At 70.6% G+C, this 14,983-nt stretch carries 13 protein-coding genes (1 of these 13 running past the window's edge); 9 read left to right on the top strand and 4 right to left on the bottom strand.

The features are described 5' to 3' along the window. Positions 1–105: 105 nt before the first annotated feature. Together WME90_RS11650 and WME90_RS11645 are read left to right on the top strand one after the other, a co-directional pair. The gene (locus WME90_RS11650) at positions 106–942 is read left to right on the top strand and encodes a hypothetical protein (RefSeq protein ID WP_437281169.1); all 837 of its coding nucleotides are present in this window, start codon (positions 106–108) and stop codon (positions 940–942) included. A gap of 202 nt (positions 943–1,144) precedes the next feature. After that, a complete protein-coding gene (locus WME90_RS11645; protein WP_437281168.1) occupies positions 1,145–2,332 on the top strand; it encodes an ATP-binding protein in 1,188 nt (395 codons plus the stop codon). A 41-nt stretch (positions 2,333–2,373) separates the two neighbouring features. On the opposite strand, the gene WME90_RS11640 is transcribed toward WME90_RS11645, so the two are convergent. The 3 genes from WME90_RS11640 to WME90_RS11630 form a co-directional block, all read right to left on the bottom strand. Continuing rightward, entirely contained in the window at positions 2,374–3,942 is a 1,569-nt protein-coding gene (locus tag WME90_RS11640) for an FAD-dependent oxidoreductase (RefSeq protein ID WP_437281167.1), read from the bottom strand. Between the two features lie 16 nt (positions 3,943–3,958). Next, positions 3,959–5,107 (bottom strand): polysaccharide pyruvyl transferase family protein, encoded by a 1,149-nt coding sequence (locus WME90_RS11635; protein WP_437281166.1) that lies wholly within the window; start codon positions 5,105–5,107, stop codon positions 3,959–3,961. Positions 5,108–5,626: 519 nt separating this feature from the next. Continuing rightward, the gene (locus WME90_RS11630; protein ID WP_437281165.1) at positions 5,627–6,481 is read right to left on the bottom strand and encodes an SDR family oxidoreductase; all 855 of its coding nucleotides are present in this window, start codon (positions 6,479–6,481) and stop codon (positions 5,627–5,629) included. A gap of 173 nt (positions 6,482–6,654) precedes the next feature. On the opposite strand from WME90_RS11630, the gene WME90_RS11625 reads away from it, so the two are divergent. The 6 genes from WME90_RS11625 (at position 6,655) to WME90_RS11600 (ending at position 13,713) form a co-directional block, all read left to right on the top strand. Continuing rightward, the gene (locus WME90_RS11625) at positions 6,655–7,569 is read left to right on the top strand and encodes a LysR substrate-binding domain-containing protein (protein WP_437281164.1); all 915 of its coding nucleotides are present in this window, start codon (positions 6,655–6,657) and stop codon (positions 7,567–7,569) included. A gap of 166 nt (positions 7,570–7,735) precedes the next feature. Then, positions 7,736–9,055 carry an ATP-dependent 6-phosphofructokinase gene (locus WME90_RS11620; RefSeq protein ID WP_437281163.1) on the top strand — a complete coding sequence of 440 codons (1,320 nt, stop codon included), beginning with the start codon at positions 7,736–7,738 and terminating at the stop codon, positions 9,053–9,055. A 65-nt stretch (positions 9,056–9,120) separates the two neighbouring features. Continuing rightward, positions 9,121–9,606 (top strand): hypothetical protein, encoded by a 486-nt coding sequence (locus WME90_RS11615; RefSeq protein ID WP_437281162.1) that lies wholly within the window; start codon positions 9,121–9,123, stop codon positions 9,604–9,606. A 304-nt stretch (positions 9,607–9,910) separates the two neighbouring features. Next, positions 9,911–11,416 (top strand): hypothetical protein, encoded by a 1,506-nt coding sequence (locus WME90_RS11610; RefSeq protein WP_437281161.1) that lies wholly within the window; start codon positions 9,911–9,913, stop codon positions 11,414–11,416. A 7-nt stretch (positions 11,417–11,423) separates the two neighbouring features. After that, positions 11,424–12,842: a hypothetical protein gene (locus WME90_RS11605; protein WP_437281160.1), complete on the top strand. Its 1,419-nt coding sequence runs from the start codon at positions 11,424–11,426 to the stop codon at positions 12,840–12,842. Beyond that, positions 12,835–13,713 (top strand): class II glutamine amidotransferase, encoded by an 879-nt coding sequence (locus tag WME90_RS11600; protein WP_437281159.1) that lies wholly within the window; start codon positions 12,835–12,837, stop codon positions 13,711–13,713. Before WME90_RS11605 ends, WME90_RS11600 begins: the two co-directional genes overlap by 8 nt. Positions 13,714–13,786: 73 nt before the next feature. Here WME90_RS11600 and WME90_RS11595 read toward each other — a convergent pair whose 3' ends face one another. Further along, positions 13,787–14,161, bottom strand: coding sequence for a zf-TFIIB domain-containing protein (locus WME90_RS11595; protein ID WP_437281158.1), 375 nt, complete (start codon positions 14,159–14,161; stop codon positions 13,787–13,789). A 345-nt stretch (positions 14,162–14,506) separates the two neighbouring features. Between WME90_RS11595 and WME90_RS11590 the strand changes: the two genes are divergently transcribed. Then, a protein-coding gene (locus WME90_RS11590; RefSeq protein ID WP_437281157.1) for a glycosyltransferase family 39 protein crosses the window boundary here: on the top strand, positions 14,507–14,983 show its beginning. 1,239 nt of this gene lie beyond the right edge of the window; the window shows 477 of its 1,716 coding nt (coding positions 1–477); the start codon lies at positions 14,507–14,509; its stop codon lies off the right edge, out of view.

Genomic DNA, 14,983 nt, shown 5'->3' with positions numbered 1-14,983 from the left:
CCGTTCGCCTCACGGAGCCTGCGATGGATGGACACGCACTCACGGCCCCGCCCTCGCGTTGGGAAGACGCGGCGAGGAGAGCGATCGTGATACCATGGCGGGCCGATGCTCCCTCGCGCTCTCGCCCTCCTCGCCCTCTGGACATGCGGCTGCGCCCCGGCGCTCTCCACGCTCCAGCCAGCCCACGTGGCCGAGAAAGGCCACGTCCAGGCCGAGCTCGGGCTCGACATCTCGATCCCGACCGGCACCCTCGCCTCGCTCGTCGACGCCGGCGTCGTGCTGGCCGACGTCGCGGAGTCACGGGAGCTGTCCGAGGGCGAGCGGCAGATGCTCTTCGAGGCGGGCGGCGCGCTCGCGTTGAATCCGCCCTCGGTCACCCCCCACCTCGGGATCGGCTACACCGCGCTCGATCGCTGGGAGCTCAACCTCCGCTATACAGGCAGCGCGTTCCGCCTGGGCACCCGCTACCAGCTCCTGAAGAGCGACAAGGACGGCGTCGATCTGACGGCCGGCGCCGGCGTCGGCCGCTATGTGATGGAGTTCCCCGTCGGGAGCATCCTTGGCATCGTCGAGCTCGAGGACTTCACGCGATGGCAGATCGACCTGCCGATCCAGATCGGGAAGGCAGGCACCTGGTACCGGGTCTGGGGCGGCCCGCGCCTGATGTTCACGACCTTTGACACCGCGCTCGTCCTGGACCTGCCCGCCTTCACGGGCTATCCGGGCGAGCGGGAGCTCGCGTCGTTCTCAGGCACCGGCCTCTACGTGGGCGGCCAGGCCGGCGTCGCGCTCGGCTATAAACACGTGTTCTTCGGCTTCGAGCTGACGCTGGCGGAGATCTTCTCGAGCGGCGAGCTCGCGCTGCTTGGCCAGCGGGCGGTCGCGCTCGATCTCGACAGCTTCATCGTCTACCCGTCGATAGGGCTGATGGGTGAATTCTAGAGCACCGGGCGATCGCTCGACGGAGCGCGGCCGCGTGTTCCGGCGGGAGCCGCTCGAAGCCGATCTCGTTCGACCGCTCGACGCCCCATCGCGGCGCTGCTCGCCTGGTCCTCGCTCACCTCGTCTACCTGGTCGGTCCGGCTCGTGTTTCTCCTGGTAAGCATTGCAGGATCGATGACAATTGCGGATTGCGCCGTGCCGAATGACGAGGTGCATCCACGTCGATGGGGGGAGAACGCGCGTGAGCCACACATTGTCGAGGATCACGGTCCTGCTCCGTGAGCGCAGCGAGGAGATCATACGCCAGTGGATAGTGCGTCTGCGGAGCGAACCGAAGATCCCACGGGCCCGTGAGCTCACCGATGAGGACTTGAGAGATTACACTCCGAAGCTCCTCGACGACCTCATTGATTCACTCGTGCAGAGCGCGCAGCCGGACACGCCGGGCGGCGCCAGCGGCCCGGAGATCGGCAGCTCGGAGGCCGCCAAGGTCCACGTCTCGCATCGCATCGCCCAGGGCTACACCCTCGCGGAGGAGCTGCGCGAACTCGGCGTCCTTCGCTCCGTGATCGTGAACCTGTGCGCGCGGGAGGGGGTGGTGCTTGGCGGCGAGGAGGCCCAGCTCGTGCACTCGGCGCTCGACGAGGTGATGATCACCGCGGCCGTCGAATACGAGCGGGTGAGCTCGGCCGATCTCCGCCGTGACGTCGCCCTCCACGAGCTGTTCATCGCGGTCCTCGGGCATGACCTGCGCAATCCGCTCTCGGCCATCCGGTTCGCCACCGCCGCCCTGTTCAAGCGCGAGGACGTCACGACGGCCGTGGCGAGGCTCGTCCAGCGAATCGCAGCGAGCAACGAGAGGGCGGTGCGGATGGTCGAGGAGCTGCTCGACCTGACGCGCATCCGCTCCCACCGTGGTCTTCCCGTCGAACCGGAGTCCGTCGACCTCCGCGCGATTTGCCAGCGTGTGGTCGAGGAGTTCGAGCTCGCCCACCCGGAGCACACCATCCGCTTCACGGCCCACGGCGACGGGCAGGGCATGTGGGACCCGGGCCGGATGGGGCAGCTCATGTCGAACCTGATCGGCAACGCCGTCGACTACAGCCCGCCGGACGAGCCGGTGCAGGTGGAGCTGCGCGGGCACAAGACTGTCGTCGTGATCGAGGTGACGAACCGCGGGACCCCGATCCCGCCCGAGCTGCTGCCCGTCATCTTCGATCCGTTCCGCCGGGGCGAGCAGAGCCACCGGGACCCACCACAGTCGAAAGGACTCGGGCTGGGGCTCTTCATCGTCAAATCGATCGTCGACGCGCACCGCGGCTCCATCCAGGTCACGAGCACGCTGGAGGAGGGCACCACGTTCCGCGTCAAGCTCCCCCGTTCGTCGTAGCGCGGTCGTTTCGCCACCGCGCGCCCTGGCGCGGCGCTGGCTCATACCGGCCTCAGCGCCGGCCAGGCCAGCTCGATCCCCTCGCGGACCAGGAGCGCCTGGAACTCCTCGCGGAGCGAGCTCCGGGCGCGCACCTGCCGCGGCAGCACGCGGCGCTCCAGGCAGAACGTCGCGAGCAGCCCCGCCGCCTCGCCGATGCTCCACTCCACGGGATGGACCCGGTAGGCGCCGTTCGTGATGTGCGTGACGCCGAGGTTCTTCCCGCCCGGCAAAAGGTTCTCCACCCGCACTGGGATGAGCGACCCCAGCGGTATCTGGAACGGCCAGCAGCCGAGATCGAGGTACCCGGCGCCCCCGACGCGCGGGTGCAGATCGATGCGATAACACCCGATTCCGACGCTATCCTCGAACGTCGCAGGGCCGTCGGGCCGCAGCGGATACGCGATGTGCTGCTCGAGCACCGTGAGCTCGGCCCGGATCCGGCGGGACTCGCGGATGTAGGGCGCAGGCGCGAGGCCGTCGGCCGTGCCGCCGACCACGTCCCCGCGCAGGCGCATGCCCGGATAACCGAGCCCGCCGTCCGGGCGAGGCGCCTCGGTCTGCATCCAGTACAGGAGGCTCAGGCTGAGCTGCCGCGCGGCCTCCAGGTGCCGCGCGGCCTCCACCTCGTCGACGCCGCAGACGGGCCCGAACCAGTAATCGTTCTGTGGCCAGTTCACGATGGTGACGTCGCTCGGCGCGAACCCCGCTTCGAAGACGGTTCTGTCGAGGATCCGCCGGAAGCTCCACCAGGGATGGCGGTCTTCTGCGGCGAACAGACCTCGTGTCAGAGGCTCGAGCGTCTCGGGTCGAACCGCCGTCCAGTCCAGCAGTCGACCCGGCCAGCCGGGCGGCTCGAGGGAACGCCAGCGCTCATACTGAGCGGGCCTGTCGATGGTATGGTCCTCTCCAGGGTGGTGCTCGATCGCAAAACATACGGTGATCGCCTGCTGGGCCCTCGGATCGGCGCGCTCGGGGGCGTGCGGCTCTCCGGTCTCCGCGCGCGACTCTGCCCCGAGCGCGTGCTCCACGCCCGCGAGCGAGAGGAGCTCGCCATGCGGCGTGGCATCGATGAACAGGTCGGCCGTGACGAGGTAATTGCGCCCCGATTCCAGCCCTCGGACCACGACGCCGGTCACCCGATCACCGTGCGTCCACGCCGAGATGGGCCGGTGAGAACGGAGCGCGAGGAGGCGCCCGTTGAGCTGATACGGCGCGATCATCTCGTGCAGGACCGCCACCGCGACCCGCGGATCGTGGCACAGGCGGCTGACCCAGCCGTTGCCGGGGTTGAGCTCACGGAGCGACCTGGCCGACGCGGTGAGCGGTAGATGCCTGCGGTAGTATTCGCGGATCCCCTGGCGCAGCGCGCGGTAGCTCCGGGTCGCCCCGATGTCCTCGATCCAGGGGTGCTCGTCCGGAGGGACCGCCTGGTTCGTCAGCTGGCCCCCGAGCCAGTGAGTCGCCTCCGTCATGACGACGCGGCGGCCCGTCCGGGCCGCCGCGAGCGCAGCCGCGCAGCCGCCGAGCTCTCCGCCGATGACGGCGACGTCGGTCCGGATCACGTCCATCGCGAGCTCCTTGCGCTCACGCGCTCTTCCGCTCGGGCTGCGCCGCTTGAGCTCGCCGCGCGAGGAGCTCGATGAGGAGCTGGTTTGTCTCCCTCGCCCTGGCCTTCAGGCCGGGGAGCAGACGGCGGATCTTCGCGCGGATCTCGTGGCGCGTGTCCCACGAGCGATCGAGCCTGGCGATGAGCTGCCCGGAGCTGATGCTCCCGAGAGGAGGGGTCTCCATCTCGAGGTCCTCGATGAACCCGGCGACCTTGGACGCGTACGGCAGCGCGACGAACGGTATCTCGCGGAGCGCCGAGAAGATCAGGAAGTGGAGGCGCATGCCCACCACGAACTCGAGGTGCCCGACCAAGCCGAGGATCTGCTGCGGCGTGTACCGGCGCCGCAAGACCTCTGCCCGCTCGGCGTTCTTCATGTGGGCGACGACGGCGTGGCTGTGCTGCACGTCCGTCCGTTCCATGGACACGAACACGACGTCCGCGTCGAGGCGCTCGACGACGAAGTCGGCGGCGTTGGCGAGCAGGCCATAGTACTCGTCGGGGTCGATGTCGGGCGCCGCCGGGCCCGGCTCCCTGACGGAGAAGCCGACAAGGTGCCGCTCGAACTCGACCCCTTCGGCCCGGATGGCCTCGGCCGGCAGCTGCTCCTCGCGCAGCAGCAGGGCCGGATCAGCCGTAAGGTGAATCTCGCGAGTCACGCCCACGTCCTCGAGGAGGCGATGTCCCTGCTTGTCTCGTACGGTGACGATGTCCGCGGCGTTCAGCGCCGCCCGTACAGCTTGCTTCGCGCTCGGGTCCGACAGCGGCCCGGCGCTCACGGCGTAGACCACGACCGGGATGCCGCGCTCTTCCGCGATGAGCGCCTCTCTCAGATAGACCGGCGCGTCCCGGTCGTACAGGATGCCGCCCCCTCCGAGGACGAAGAGATCGAGGCGCTCGATCTCGGCGGTCGATTCCACTCGTGTGAGGTTACGGACGGGGACGACGCGCTCCACCCGGTGGCGCATCCTCGTGTCCTCCGGGCACAACGAGAACACGGTGATCTCCGCTGGAATCGACTCCCGGAGCTGCGTGACGATACCATCGAGGATGGCCTCGTCGCCCAGGTTCATGCCGCCGTAGGACCCTGAAATCCCGATTCGGAACGGTTGGTTCGCCTTGGCCATCGTGGGCTCCTCCAGCAAGCGCCGCCGCTCGATCGCCGCGCCGTCACGTCGGGTCGAGCGCGGCTCTCCGCCAGCTGCGACCTGCTCGGCGGTCCGAGATCGTCAGCGCAGTGCGGGAGCTTGCCACCGCGGCTGCGAGGCGCAATGTCCGCCGGCGGAGGATGTACCATGGGGCACGCGCAGGCGCGGACGACCCGGATTGGCTCGAGAGAGCCAGGCGACGAGGCGCGCCCGGCCAGGGAGCAGCGGGCGGGGCGAGCCGCGGCGCGGGTCGCGCCGGCCGTGCCCGTGGTCGATGTCGTGGACGAGGCCTGTCAGCAATCCTTTCCTGCGAGCGACCCGCCCGCGTGGACGCCCGCGAGAGCTGGCCCGCCGTGCGACGAACGGACAGATCCTGCCATGAGGCGATCGCGGCGGACGCTAGCAGCGCCTATCGGCCGAGCGCCGGAGACGAAGGCAGCGGCAAAGGGTTGAAGAAGATGCCGTTCGGCGGACGCTCCCCGGCTCAGTCCAGCCACCTCAGCGGAGCGCGGCCGCGTGGTCCTGCGCGAACTGCTCGAAGCCGATCGGCTCCCGCCCGGTGACGTCCTTCACCGCCGAGGTCACGCCTGCGCCGATGCCGCTCCGGTAGAGCCGGTTGAGATCGATCATCGCGTCGGCATAGAGCTCGGGCATCCCGCCGGCGACCATACCGGCCTTCGCCGCCTCGTCGGACACCGCCACGTAGCGCACCTCCTTGCCGAGCACGCGAGAGAGGAGGTCCGCCGCCTCGCCGTAAGAGAACGCCCTAGGTCCAGAGAGCTCGTACGCCTTGCCTTCATGGCCCGAGGTCGTCAGCGCCAGCGCCGCGACCCGCGCGATGTCGCGCACGTCGATATGGCTGATCTTCGCGTCGGCCGCGGGCAGATAGAAGGCGCCCTGCGCCCTGATCGAATCGGCCATGTAGGTCACGAAATTCTGCATGAAGCCGTTCGGCCTGAGGAACGTCCAGGCGAGGCCTGACGCCTCCACCGCGCGCTCTATCGGCCGGTGGATCTTCGCGAACGAGTACGCCTCGTCCGCGGCGCGCCAGACCGAGAGCTTCACCAGCTTCTTCGCCCCGGCGGCCCTGGCCGCTTCGACGACGCGGATCTCCGCTTCGACCTGCCCGATACCGCCGGCGCCCAGCAGAAACACGGTGTCGACGCCGGCGAGCGCCGGCCCCAGCGTCTCCGGCTTCGCGAAATCGAGGACGACGGCGTCGTGCCCCGCGGCCTTCGCCCTCTCGGCCTTGTCGCCGGAACGGTGGGCGACGCGGGGCTTCACGCCCATGGACTTCAGCTCATCGAGGAGGGCGCTTCCGACAGTCCCCCCGGCTCCCGTCACGAGAATCATGCGTGATTCCTTCCTGATCGCGTGCGTTTTGGTGCAATGGTGAAAGGGTGCAATGGTGCAATGGAGGCGCGATCCGCAGCCGCGTCGCGCAGCTCGCCTGCGCTAAGCCCGGAAGACAATGCGCGCCGACACCATTTTTGACAATAGGCCACATCGGCGCCAGACTGGAACGGGTGGAGTACCAATCCGGCCGCTCGCTCGAGGAGCTCGCCGCCTTCGTCGCCGTCGTCGAAGCCAACGGGTTCACCGCGGCTGCCCGCGCGATGCGGGCGCGGAAGGCGACGCTCAGCGCGCGGGTGCAGGAGCTCGAGCAGCGGCTCGGCGTCTCGCTCCTCGTCCGGACCACGCGCTCCCTGCGCCTGACCGACGAGGGGCGCGCGTACTTCGAGCACGCGCGAAGGTCGCTCGCCGCCGCGCGCGACGCCGAGGCCGTGGTCGCGCTGGCCAGGTCGAAGCCGAGCGGACAGCTGCGGATCACGACGTCGGCCGCGCTCGCGGGGACGCTGCTGGAGAGCGTCGTCACGCCGTACCTGGCCCGTTACCCCGATGTCTTCGTCGAGCTGGACACCTCGGTGCGAAGGGTCGACCTGGTGCGGGAGGGCTTTGACCTCGCCATCCGCGTCGGCCCGCTCGACGACTCCTCGCTGGTCGCGCGGCGGCTCGGCGCGGCGACGGGCGGCTATTACGCGAGCCCCCGTTACGTCGACCGCCGCGGTGCCCCGGCGCGCCCCGAGGAGCTCGGCCAGCACGAGACGATCGTGGTCGCGCACGAGGAAGGGCCCAAAGAATGGCCCTTCGTCGCTGGATCGAGGGCGCGGTCCATCGCCGTGCGCCCGCGCCTCTCCGTCGGCAGCTTCGAGCTCGCGGTGCAGGCCGCGGCGGCCGGCGCTGGCATCGTTCGAGCGCCCCGCTACTTCGTCCGGCCGTTTCTATCGAAGAAGCGGCTCGTCCAGGTCCTCAAGGAGTGGACGCCTCAAGGGTTCGACGTCCACGCCGTATTCCCGCCCGGCGGCGCGCTCGTCCCGAAGACCCGTGTCTTCCTCGACATGCTGGCGGACTGGTTCACGAGGAACGGGAGCTGCGCATGACGCGCCGCCCATCGCGGCGCCTGGCGAGGGGACGGAGCTCGCGCGGCGTTACGACAGCTTATCGCTCCTGAAAAGCGGTCGAAACGTGCGGCGTCCGATCATGGCTGCGTCCCCGCGGCGGTGCTCGCCGGAGGGGCGCCGTTCTCCTCACCTGGAGGCATTGCGCGTGGTGACCCCTGCCGACCTCGCCATCAAGGATCTCGGCCCCTGCCGCCACCCGTCGCCCGTCGCCGAGAAGCTCGGCGAGAAGGCCACGGTGTACGTCGGCGCGGCCGACAAGGTGCTGTTCGACGATCGCCTGTCCGCCGTCCTCGCGGACGCCTCCGGCGCGCGGCCGCCAGCGTTCGAGCTGGCCGGGCCGCGCAACCGCGTCTTCTGGGATCCGAAGGAGGTGCGCGCCGGCATCGTGACGTGCGGCGGGCTCTGCCCCGGCGTCAACAACGTCATCCGCGGCCTCGTGCTCACGATGGCGCAGAGCTATGGCGTGCCGGAGATCTTCGGCTTCCGCTACGGCTACGAGGGGCTCGTCGCCCGCTTCGGGCACGCCCCGATGCGCCTGGATCCCCGGAGCGTCGAGGAGATCCACCGCATGGGCGGCACCGTGCTGGGCACCTCCCGCGGCAACCAGGACCCGCACCAGATGGTGGACACGCTCGAGGCGCTCGGCATCAACGTGCTCTTCGTCATCGGCGGAGACGGCACCCTCCGCGGCGCGATGTCGCTCGTCCGGGCCATCGAGGAGCGCCGCCTGTCGATCGGGGTCGTCGGCGTGCCCAAGACCATCGACAACGACATCAAGTTCATCGACCGCAGCTTCGGCTTCGAGAGCGCCTTCGCCGCCGCCGTGGACGTCATCCGCAGCGCGCACGTGGAGGCCTCGGGGGCGAAGAACGGCATCGGCCTCGTCAAGCTGATGGGCCGGCACTCGGGCTTCATCGCGTGCGCGGCGGCGCTCGCGTCGGCGGACGTGGACGTGGTCCTCATCCCCGAGGTCCACGCCGAGCTCGACGGCCCGTGCGGGCTGCTCGCGCACCTGGAGCGCCGGCTCGCCCGCCACGGCAACGCCGTGATCGTCGTCGCCGAGGGCGCGATGCAGGAGCACTGCACGTCGAGCGCGGAGCCCATGGCGACGGACCTCAGCGGCAACGTCAAGCTGAAGGACATCGGCCTCTTCCTGCGCGATCGCATCAACGCGCACTTCCGCGCGCGCGGCGTCGAGGCGACCCTGAAGTACCTGGACCCGAGCTATCATATCCGCAGCGTCCCCGCGTCGCCGTCGGACAGCGTGTATTGCTGGAACATGGCCCGGAACGCGGTCCACGCGGCCATGGCGGGCAACACCGAGATGCTGATCGGCCGGTGGCACGGTCGCTTCGTGCACGTGCCGATGCCGCTGGCCGTCCGCATGCGCAAGCAGGTGGACCCGACGGACGACCTGTGGATGGCCGTCGTGGAGGCCACGGGCCAGCCGCTGTCGTTCGCTTAGCCCTCTTGGCCCTGTCGGCCTTCGCCGCGCGCACCGAGGGCTCGCCCCGTGCCATGATGGCCGCCATGAAGACACCGCTGCTCTCTCGCTCGCTAGCGCTCGCCGGCCTCGCCTGCCTCGCCGGCTGTCCCAAGGAACCCACGGCCCAGGCCCCGTCGGGGGCAGAGTCCGCGCCCACGGCCCAGGCCCCGTCGGGGGCAGAGCCCGCGCCCGCGGCCCAGGCCCCGCCGGGGGCAGACTCCGCGCCCGCGGCCCAGGCCCCGCCAGCGACCGACGACGCGCGCGGCGCGGCGGCGGAACCTCGGTGCGAGGCGGACGCCGATTGCGTGGTGTCCTGCGCGCGGGCCGGGCAGTGCTGCGACCAGCTGTGCCCGCCGTGCAACCAGGCGTTCCACCGCGACGCGCTCGCTGCGCTCCAGAAGTGGCGCTCGGCGAGCTGCGCCGCCGAGAGCTGCCCGGTCGCCAAGTGCATGGCGCCGAAGGAGGACTCGGTCGCTCGATGCAAGGCGGGAGCGTGCGTGGTCGAGCGCGTCCCACACGTCGACCGATGAGCCGACCCCCGGGCTGAAACCTGCCCGACACCTCCACGAAATCCAGGCGACACCTTCGCAGAGCGCCCACGGAGCGTTTTGCCACAGCCTGCATCCGCGCCACACCGATCGAGCTCGACGCCAGCGGGCGGCCTTCTCCGGCCTACTTCATGTCGAGACCGCCGTTCGTGGCCCTGCGCTTGCATTACGCAGCGCGCAGGGCGCGGGAACATCGCGCTCCCGGCGGCGAGCTCTCCTGGAGCCCACGGCGATCGCCGTGCTGGAGGCCGGATCGGCCCTCGCCGGGATCGCAGGGGGAGGTCCCTTGGGCATCGAGATTCAGCATGATCACTTCAAGACCGTGGATTATCGGCTCTTCAAGGCCCGGCTCCAGCAGAACCTCGCGGCGCTGGAGATGGTGCTCACCCGGCCGGGGTTCGGCCACGGGGAAGCGACGATCGGCACCGAGCTCGAGTTGTTCCTCGTCGATCGCGAGGCGCGCCCCGTGCCGATCGGGGCGGAGATCGTGCGCGCCGCGGCGAGCCCGATGATCACGCCGGAGATGGGCGCGTTCGACATCGAGCTCAGCACGCAGCCGGTGCCGCTCGCCGGCAGGCCGCTCTCGGCCCTGCGCGAGCAGATGCGCGCGACCGTCGAGGCGATCCGCGAGCGCGCGGCGGCGCGGGGCGCGCGCGTCGTCCCGGTCAGCATCCTGCCGACCTTCCAGCGGAACGACTTCAGCCCTGCGACCATCACGAACCTGCCCCGGTATCGCGCGCTCGCCGCGGGGCTCTGCCGGCTGCGCAAGGCGCCCTTCCACATCCAGATCGACGGCGCGGAGCCGCTGGAGCTCACGTCGGACGACCCCGCGATGGAGGCGGCGAACACCGCCTTTCAGGTCCACCTCCGGGCCGCGCCCGACGCCTTCGCGCGGCTGTTCAACGCCGCCATGATGATGACCGCGCCCGCGCTCGCGGCCTCGTGCAACTCGCCCACCTTCCTCGGCCACCGGCTGTGGCACGAGACGCGGGTGGCGGTGTTCAAGCAGGCCGGCGACGATCGCCCGCCGGCGCCCGACGCGGACTGGAAGATGCCAGCCCGCATCGGCTTCGGGACCGGCTGGGTGCGCGACGGCGCGGCGGAGCTCTTCATGGAGAGCGTGGCGCTGCACGAGCCCATCCTCCCCGTGTGCAGCGACGAGGATGTCGTCGGCTGCGCGCGCGCCGGCGGGATACCGCAGCTCCACGAGCTCCGCCTGCACCACGGCACGGTCTGGAACTGGAATCGACCGGTGTACGATCCCGCCGACGACGGCCACCTGAGGATCGAGCTGCGCGCCTTGCCGTCGGGGCCCACGCTCGATGACATGCTCGCGAACGGGAGCTTCCTCCTCGGAGGCATCCTCGCCCTCGCGCCCTCCATCGGAGAGCTTTTGCCGTCGTTCCCGTTCGAGCTCGCCGTGAGGAACTTCTACCATGCAGCGCACTACGGCCTCGACGCCGAGCTCGTGTGGCCGTCCGGGCCTGGGGCCGCGCCGAGGGGCGTCCGGGCGCGCGATCTCCTCCTCTCGCTCTTGCCGCGGGTCGAGGAGGGCCTCGTGACCGCGGGGGTCGACGGGGACGAAGCCCGCCATTATCTGCGCATCTTCGAGGCGCGGGTCGCGAAGGGCGTCACCGGCGCCACATGGCAGCTCCGCGCGCTCTCGGCGCTGGAGATGGGCTCCGCGTCGCGCGAGGAGGCGCTGAGGAAGATGCTGGAGCGTTACATGGCCGAGGTCGACTCCGGCGAGCCCGTGCACGCCTGGGGGACCCCGCGCGCGGGCGCGACATGAGGTCGCCATGAGCCAGGACGCCACGAGATCCCTCGCGAAGCAGCTCGACGCCCGGCTCGCCGCGCCAGGCGCGATGGATGCGGCGCGGTTCGAGGCGTTCCTCGAGGCCCAGCGGAGGCTCGGGCTGGTCCACGGCGCGCGCCCGCTGTGCCGCCACCTTCGGCCGTACCTCATCGCCGAGCAGGACCTCGCCGCGATCGCGCGCGCGGCCGAGGAGATCGCCTCCGCGCTGGAGAGGGTCGCGCAGCGCGCGATACGGGACGACTCCCTGGCGGAGCAGGTGGGGCTCTCCGCGGACGAGCGCGCCCTCGCGGCCATCCGCCCGGGTGCGGGGCCGTTTCACACCGTCGGGCGCCTCGACATGCTGGTCGCCGACGGCGGCTTCTCCTTCATCGAGTACAACGCCGACTCCCCCGCCGGCATCACCGACCAGCTCCTCATCGAACAGACGCTGATGGCGCTCCCGCACCTGGCGCCGCTCCGGGGCGGGCAGGGCCTGCGCACGCCGGCGCCGCACCGCGCGCTCCTCGGCGCCTTGCGCGAGGGCTACGCCGCGTGGGGCGGGCGCGAGGCGAGGCCCACGATAGCCATCGTCGACTGGGCCGCGGTCGACACCTCGGCCGAGCTCAAGGTGCTCGCCGACCTGTTCTCGGCCGAGGGGCACCGGACGTGGATCGTCGATCCGGACGAGCTCGCGTACGACGGCCGCCGCCTCTCGGCGGGCGGGGAGCGGATCGATCTCGTCTGCCGGCGCGTCATCACGCAGGAGCTCGTCGAGCGGCGCGGCCTCGATCACCCGCTGATCCTCGCCTACCGCGACCGCGCGGCGTACGTGGCGAACTCGTTCCAGACAAAGGCCCTCAACAAGAAGGCGGCGTTCGCCGCGCTGAGCGACCCCGAGTTCTCGGGCCTGTTCTCGCCCGCGCAGCGCGCGGCGATCGCGGAGCACGTCCCCTGGACGCGGGTGGTGAGCGCGGGCCGCACCGCGTGGCGGGGCCGCGAGGTGGATCTCGTCGAGCTCCTCCTCCGAGAGCAAGAGCGCTTCGTGTTGAAGCCGAACGACGATTACGGCGGCAAAGGCGTGCTGCTCGGGTGGAAGACGCCGCCCGACGTGTGGAGGGAGGCGGTCCGGTGCGCCGCCGATCAGCGCTCGATCGCGCAGGAGCGGAGCCGCTCGCGCACCGCGCGATTGCCGACGTTCCGCGACGGAAACGTGGAGGAGGAGGAGGTCTATTTCGACCTTTGCCCCTTCGTCTTCACCCGCCGCGTGGAGGCCTCCATCGACACCTTCGTCCCGCGCATGGATGGCGCCATGGTGCGGCTCTCCGCCTCGGAGGTGAGCAACGTCTCCGCGGGCGGCGGGGTCACGGGGCTCGTGATCGTCGACGGCGCGCGCGCGCCGCGGGAAAGGGCCCGTCATGTGTGAGCTCCTTGGCATGGTGTCGAACGTGCCGACGGACATCGTGTTCTCGTTCACGGGGCTCGCGCTCCGCGGCGGCCAGACGGGGCCGCACGCGGACGGATGGGGCGTCTCGCTGTATGATGGGCTGTTCGCGCGGACGTTCCTCGAGCCTCACCCCGCCTACTCGAGCCCGCTCGCGCGGTTCATCCGCGAGAACCCGATCCACACGGCCCTCGCCATCGCGCACGTGCGCAAGATGACGCGCGGGGGAGCGGCCCTGAAGAACACGCACCCTTTCATGCGGGTCCTCCATCGCCGGCACGTCGTGTTCGCGCACAACGGCACCTTGCCGACGGTCAGGGATCGGAAGCTCCACGTCGAGACGCCGGTCGGCGACACGGACAGCGAGCACGCCTTCTGCGTCCTCCTGGAGGCGATCCGGACCGCGTACGGCGCGACCTACCCGAGCGACGCGCGGGAGCTCGGGCGCACGCTGTACGAGCTCGGGAACGAGCTCGGCGCCGATGGAGTCTTCAACTTCCTGTTCGCGGACGGCGAGCACCTCTTCGCCCGCTGCGGCGATCACCTGTCCTGCATCCTGCGCCAGGCCCCGTTCGGCGAGGCCACGCTCGTGGACGCGGATCTCAAGGTGAATTTCAACGACCTCCACGGCGTGGGCCCTGACGCGCGGATGGCGGTCGTGGCCACGGAGCCGCTCACGCGCGACGAGCTCTGGCGCAAGGCGACGCCCGGCACGCTGTGGGTCTTCCGCGCCGGCGAGCTCCTGGCGACGTTCCCCGAGATCCCCGAGGGCTCAGAACCCGAGGGCTCCGGCCCCGAGGTCCTCGGGCCGGGCACGCTCCCGGGAGCGACCGGACGGACTCCTCAGAGCTGAGCTGCGCGGCCAGGGAGCGCCCATGCCCGCGGCTCTGGACGGCGGCTCGCTGAAGGCGGCACGGCGGCTTGCGCTAGCTGCGCGGGCGCGCGAACAGGTCGCGGAAGAAGTCGCTCAGCGTGTGTTCCTTGTAATCGCGGAACTCGCCGGCATCGAAGTAGACGCCCCCGCAGACGCTGCAGTTCTCGTACCAGATGTGCGACTGCTCCGGGTCGACCATGCGCACCATCGGCGTCGAGCACCGCGGGCAGGGCACCCGCCGGATCTGGTTGTTCTTCCGCCCCACCGCGGGGTCGCCGTTGTCGATCTGCTGGGAGCCCTCCATGGCCTTGAGGGACTCTTTCTCACGGCTGTCGAACCAGATCCCGCCGCACCCCGTGCACCGGTCGACATCGATCCCGCCGAAGGTGACGACATCCATCGAGGCGGTGCATTTCGGACAGTTCACGTCACGCTCCCGTGCGGCAGACGCCGCAATCTGGGGCGACGGTATCAGACGGCCACGATCGCGTGAAGGGCCGAGCGCCCGGCGGTGGCGTCGGCCTCTCGAGAGGCAGCCGAGCGCCCCGGCGCGGCGGGAGACGCGGGAGCGCGCGCGTCGCGCGATCTACGGGGCCGCGAGCGGAGCACACCTTCGACGGCGTTCCATGGTCGAGGTCGCGTGGTAGAGCATTGACACGACCTTCACCTTCGGGGTCTTCTCGCGCCCCGATCCGCCCGTTCCCGGCGTGGGTCGCGGTGGCCCGTGAGGAGAGCCGGCCACCGGCGCTCCCCTTCGCCCCGGATGCTTCCGATGACACAGCCTGCCCCCGACGTAGCGCCCGAGCCTGCATCCGACGAGCCGCAGCGCCCCGGCGTCCCGGCGCCCCATGCCGCTCCGCCCTCCTTGCGGGCCCGCGTCGCTTCCTTCCGGCTGCGCGTCCTGCCGTGGCTCGAGCGCCTCCCGCGCTTCGCCGTGGTGTGCCTGCGCGTGCTCGTCGCGCTCGCCGCGGCGGGCGCGATCGGCACCTATCTCGTGCTCGGGATCATCCACCTTCGATTTCCGTTCGAGATCGAGTGGATGGAGGGCGGCATGGTCGACGAGGTGCGCCGCGTCCTCGAGGGGCAAAAGCTCTATGTGAAGCCGACGGTCGAGTTCGTCCCCTTCCTGTACGCCCCGCTCTACTTGTATGTCGTCGCAGCGTTCTCGAAGGTCTTCGGCGTGGGCTTCTTCTCGGCGCGGCTCACCTCGTACCTCGCCTCGATAGCCGCCACTGCGCTCGTCGCCCGC

Source organism: Sorangium sp. So ce375, from assembly GCF_051473855.1.
Lineage (GTDB): Bacteria > Myxococcota_A > Polyangia > Polyangiales > Polyangiaceae > Sorangium.
The sequence above is the reverse complement of the archived record's forward strand: the minus strand, read 5'-3'. Positions and strand labels throughout refer to the sequence as shown.

What these genes read in the sequence shown, in the direction of transcription:
- WME90_RS11645 (WP_437281168.1), top strand. Translation starts at nt 1,145, where the DNA reads ATGACGAGGTGCATCCACGTCGATGGGGGGAGAACGCGCGTGAGCCAC.
- WME90_RS11630 (WP_437281165.1), bottom strand. Translation starts at nt 6,481, where the DNA reads ATGATTCTCGTGACGGGAGCCGGGGGGACTGTCGGAAGCGCCCTCCTC.
- WME90_RS11635 (WP_437281166.1), bottom strand. Translation starts at nt 5,107, where the DNA reads ATGGCCAAGGCGAACCAACCGTTCCGAATCGGGATTTCAGGGTCCTAC.
- WME90_RS11605 (WP_437281160.1), top strand. Translation starts at nt 11,424, where the DNA reads ATGAGCCAGGACGCCACGAGATCCCTCGCGAAGCAGCTCGACGCCCGG.
- WME90_RS11600 (WP_437281159.1), top strand. Translation starts at nt 12,835, where the DNA reads ATGTGTGAGCTCCTTGGCATGGTGTCGAACGTGCCGACGGACATCGTG.
- WME90_RS11615 (WP_437281162.1), top strand. Translation starts at nt 9,121, where the DNA reads ATGAAGACACCGCTGCTCTCTCGCTCGCTAGCGCTCGCCGGCCTCGCC.
- WME90_RS11640 (WP_437281167.1), bottom strand. Translation starts at nt 3,942, where the DNA reads ATGGACGTGATCCGGACCGACGTCGCCGTCATCGGCGGAGAGCTCGGC.
- WME90_RS11650 (WP_437281169.1), top strand. Translation starts at nt 106, where the DNA reads ATGCTCCCTCGCGCTCTCGCCCTCCTCGCCCTCTGGACATGCGGCTGC.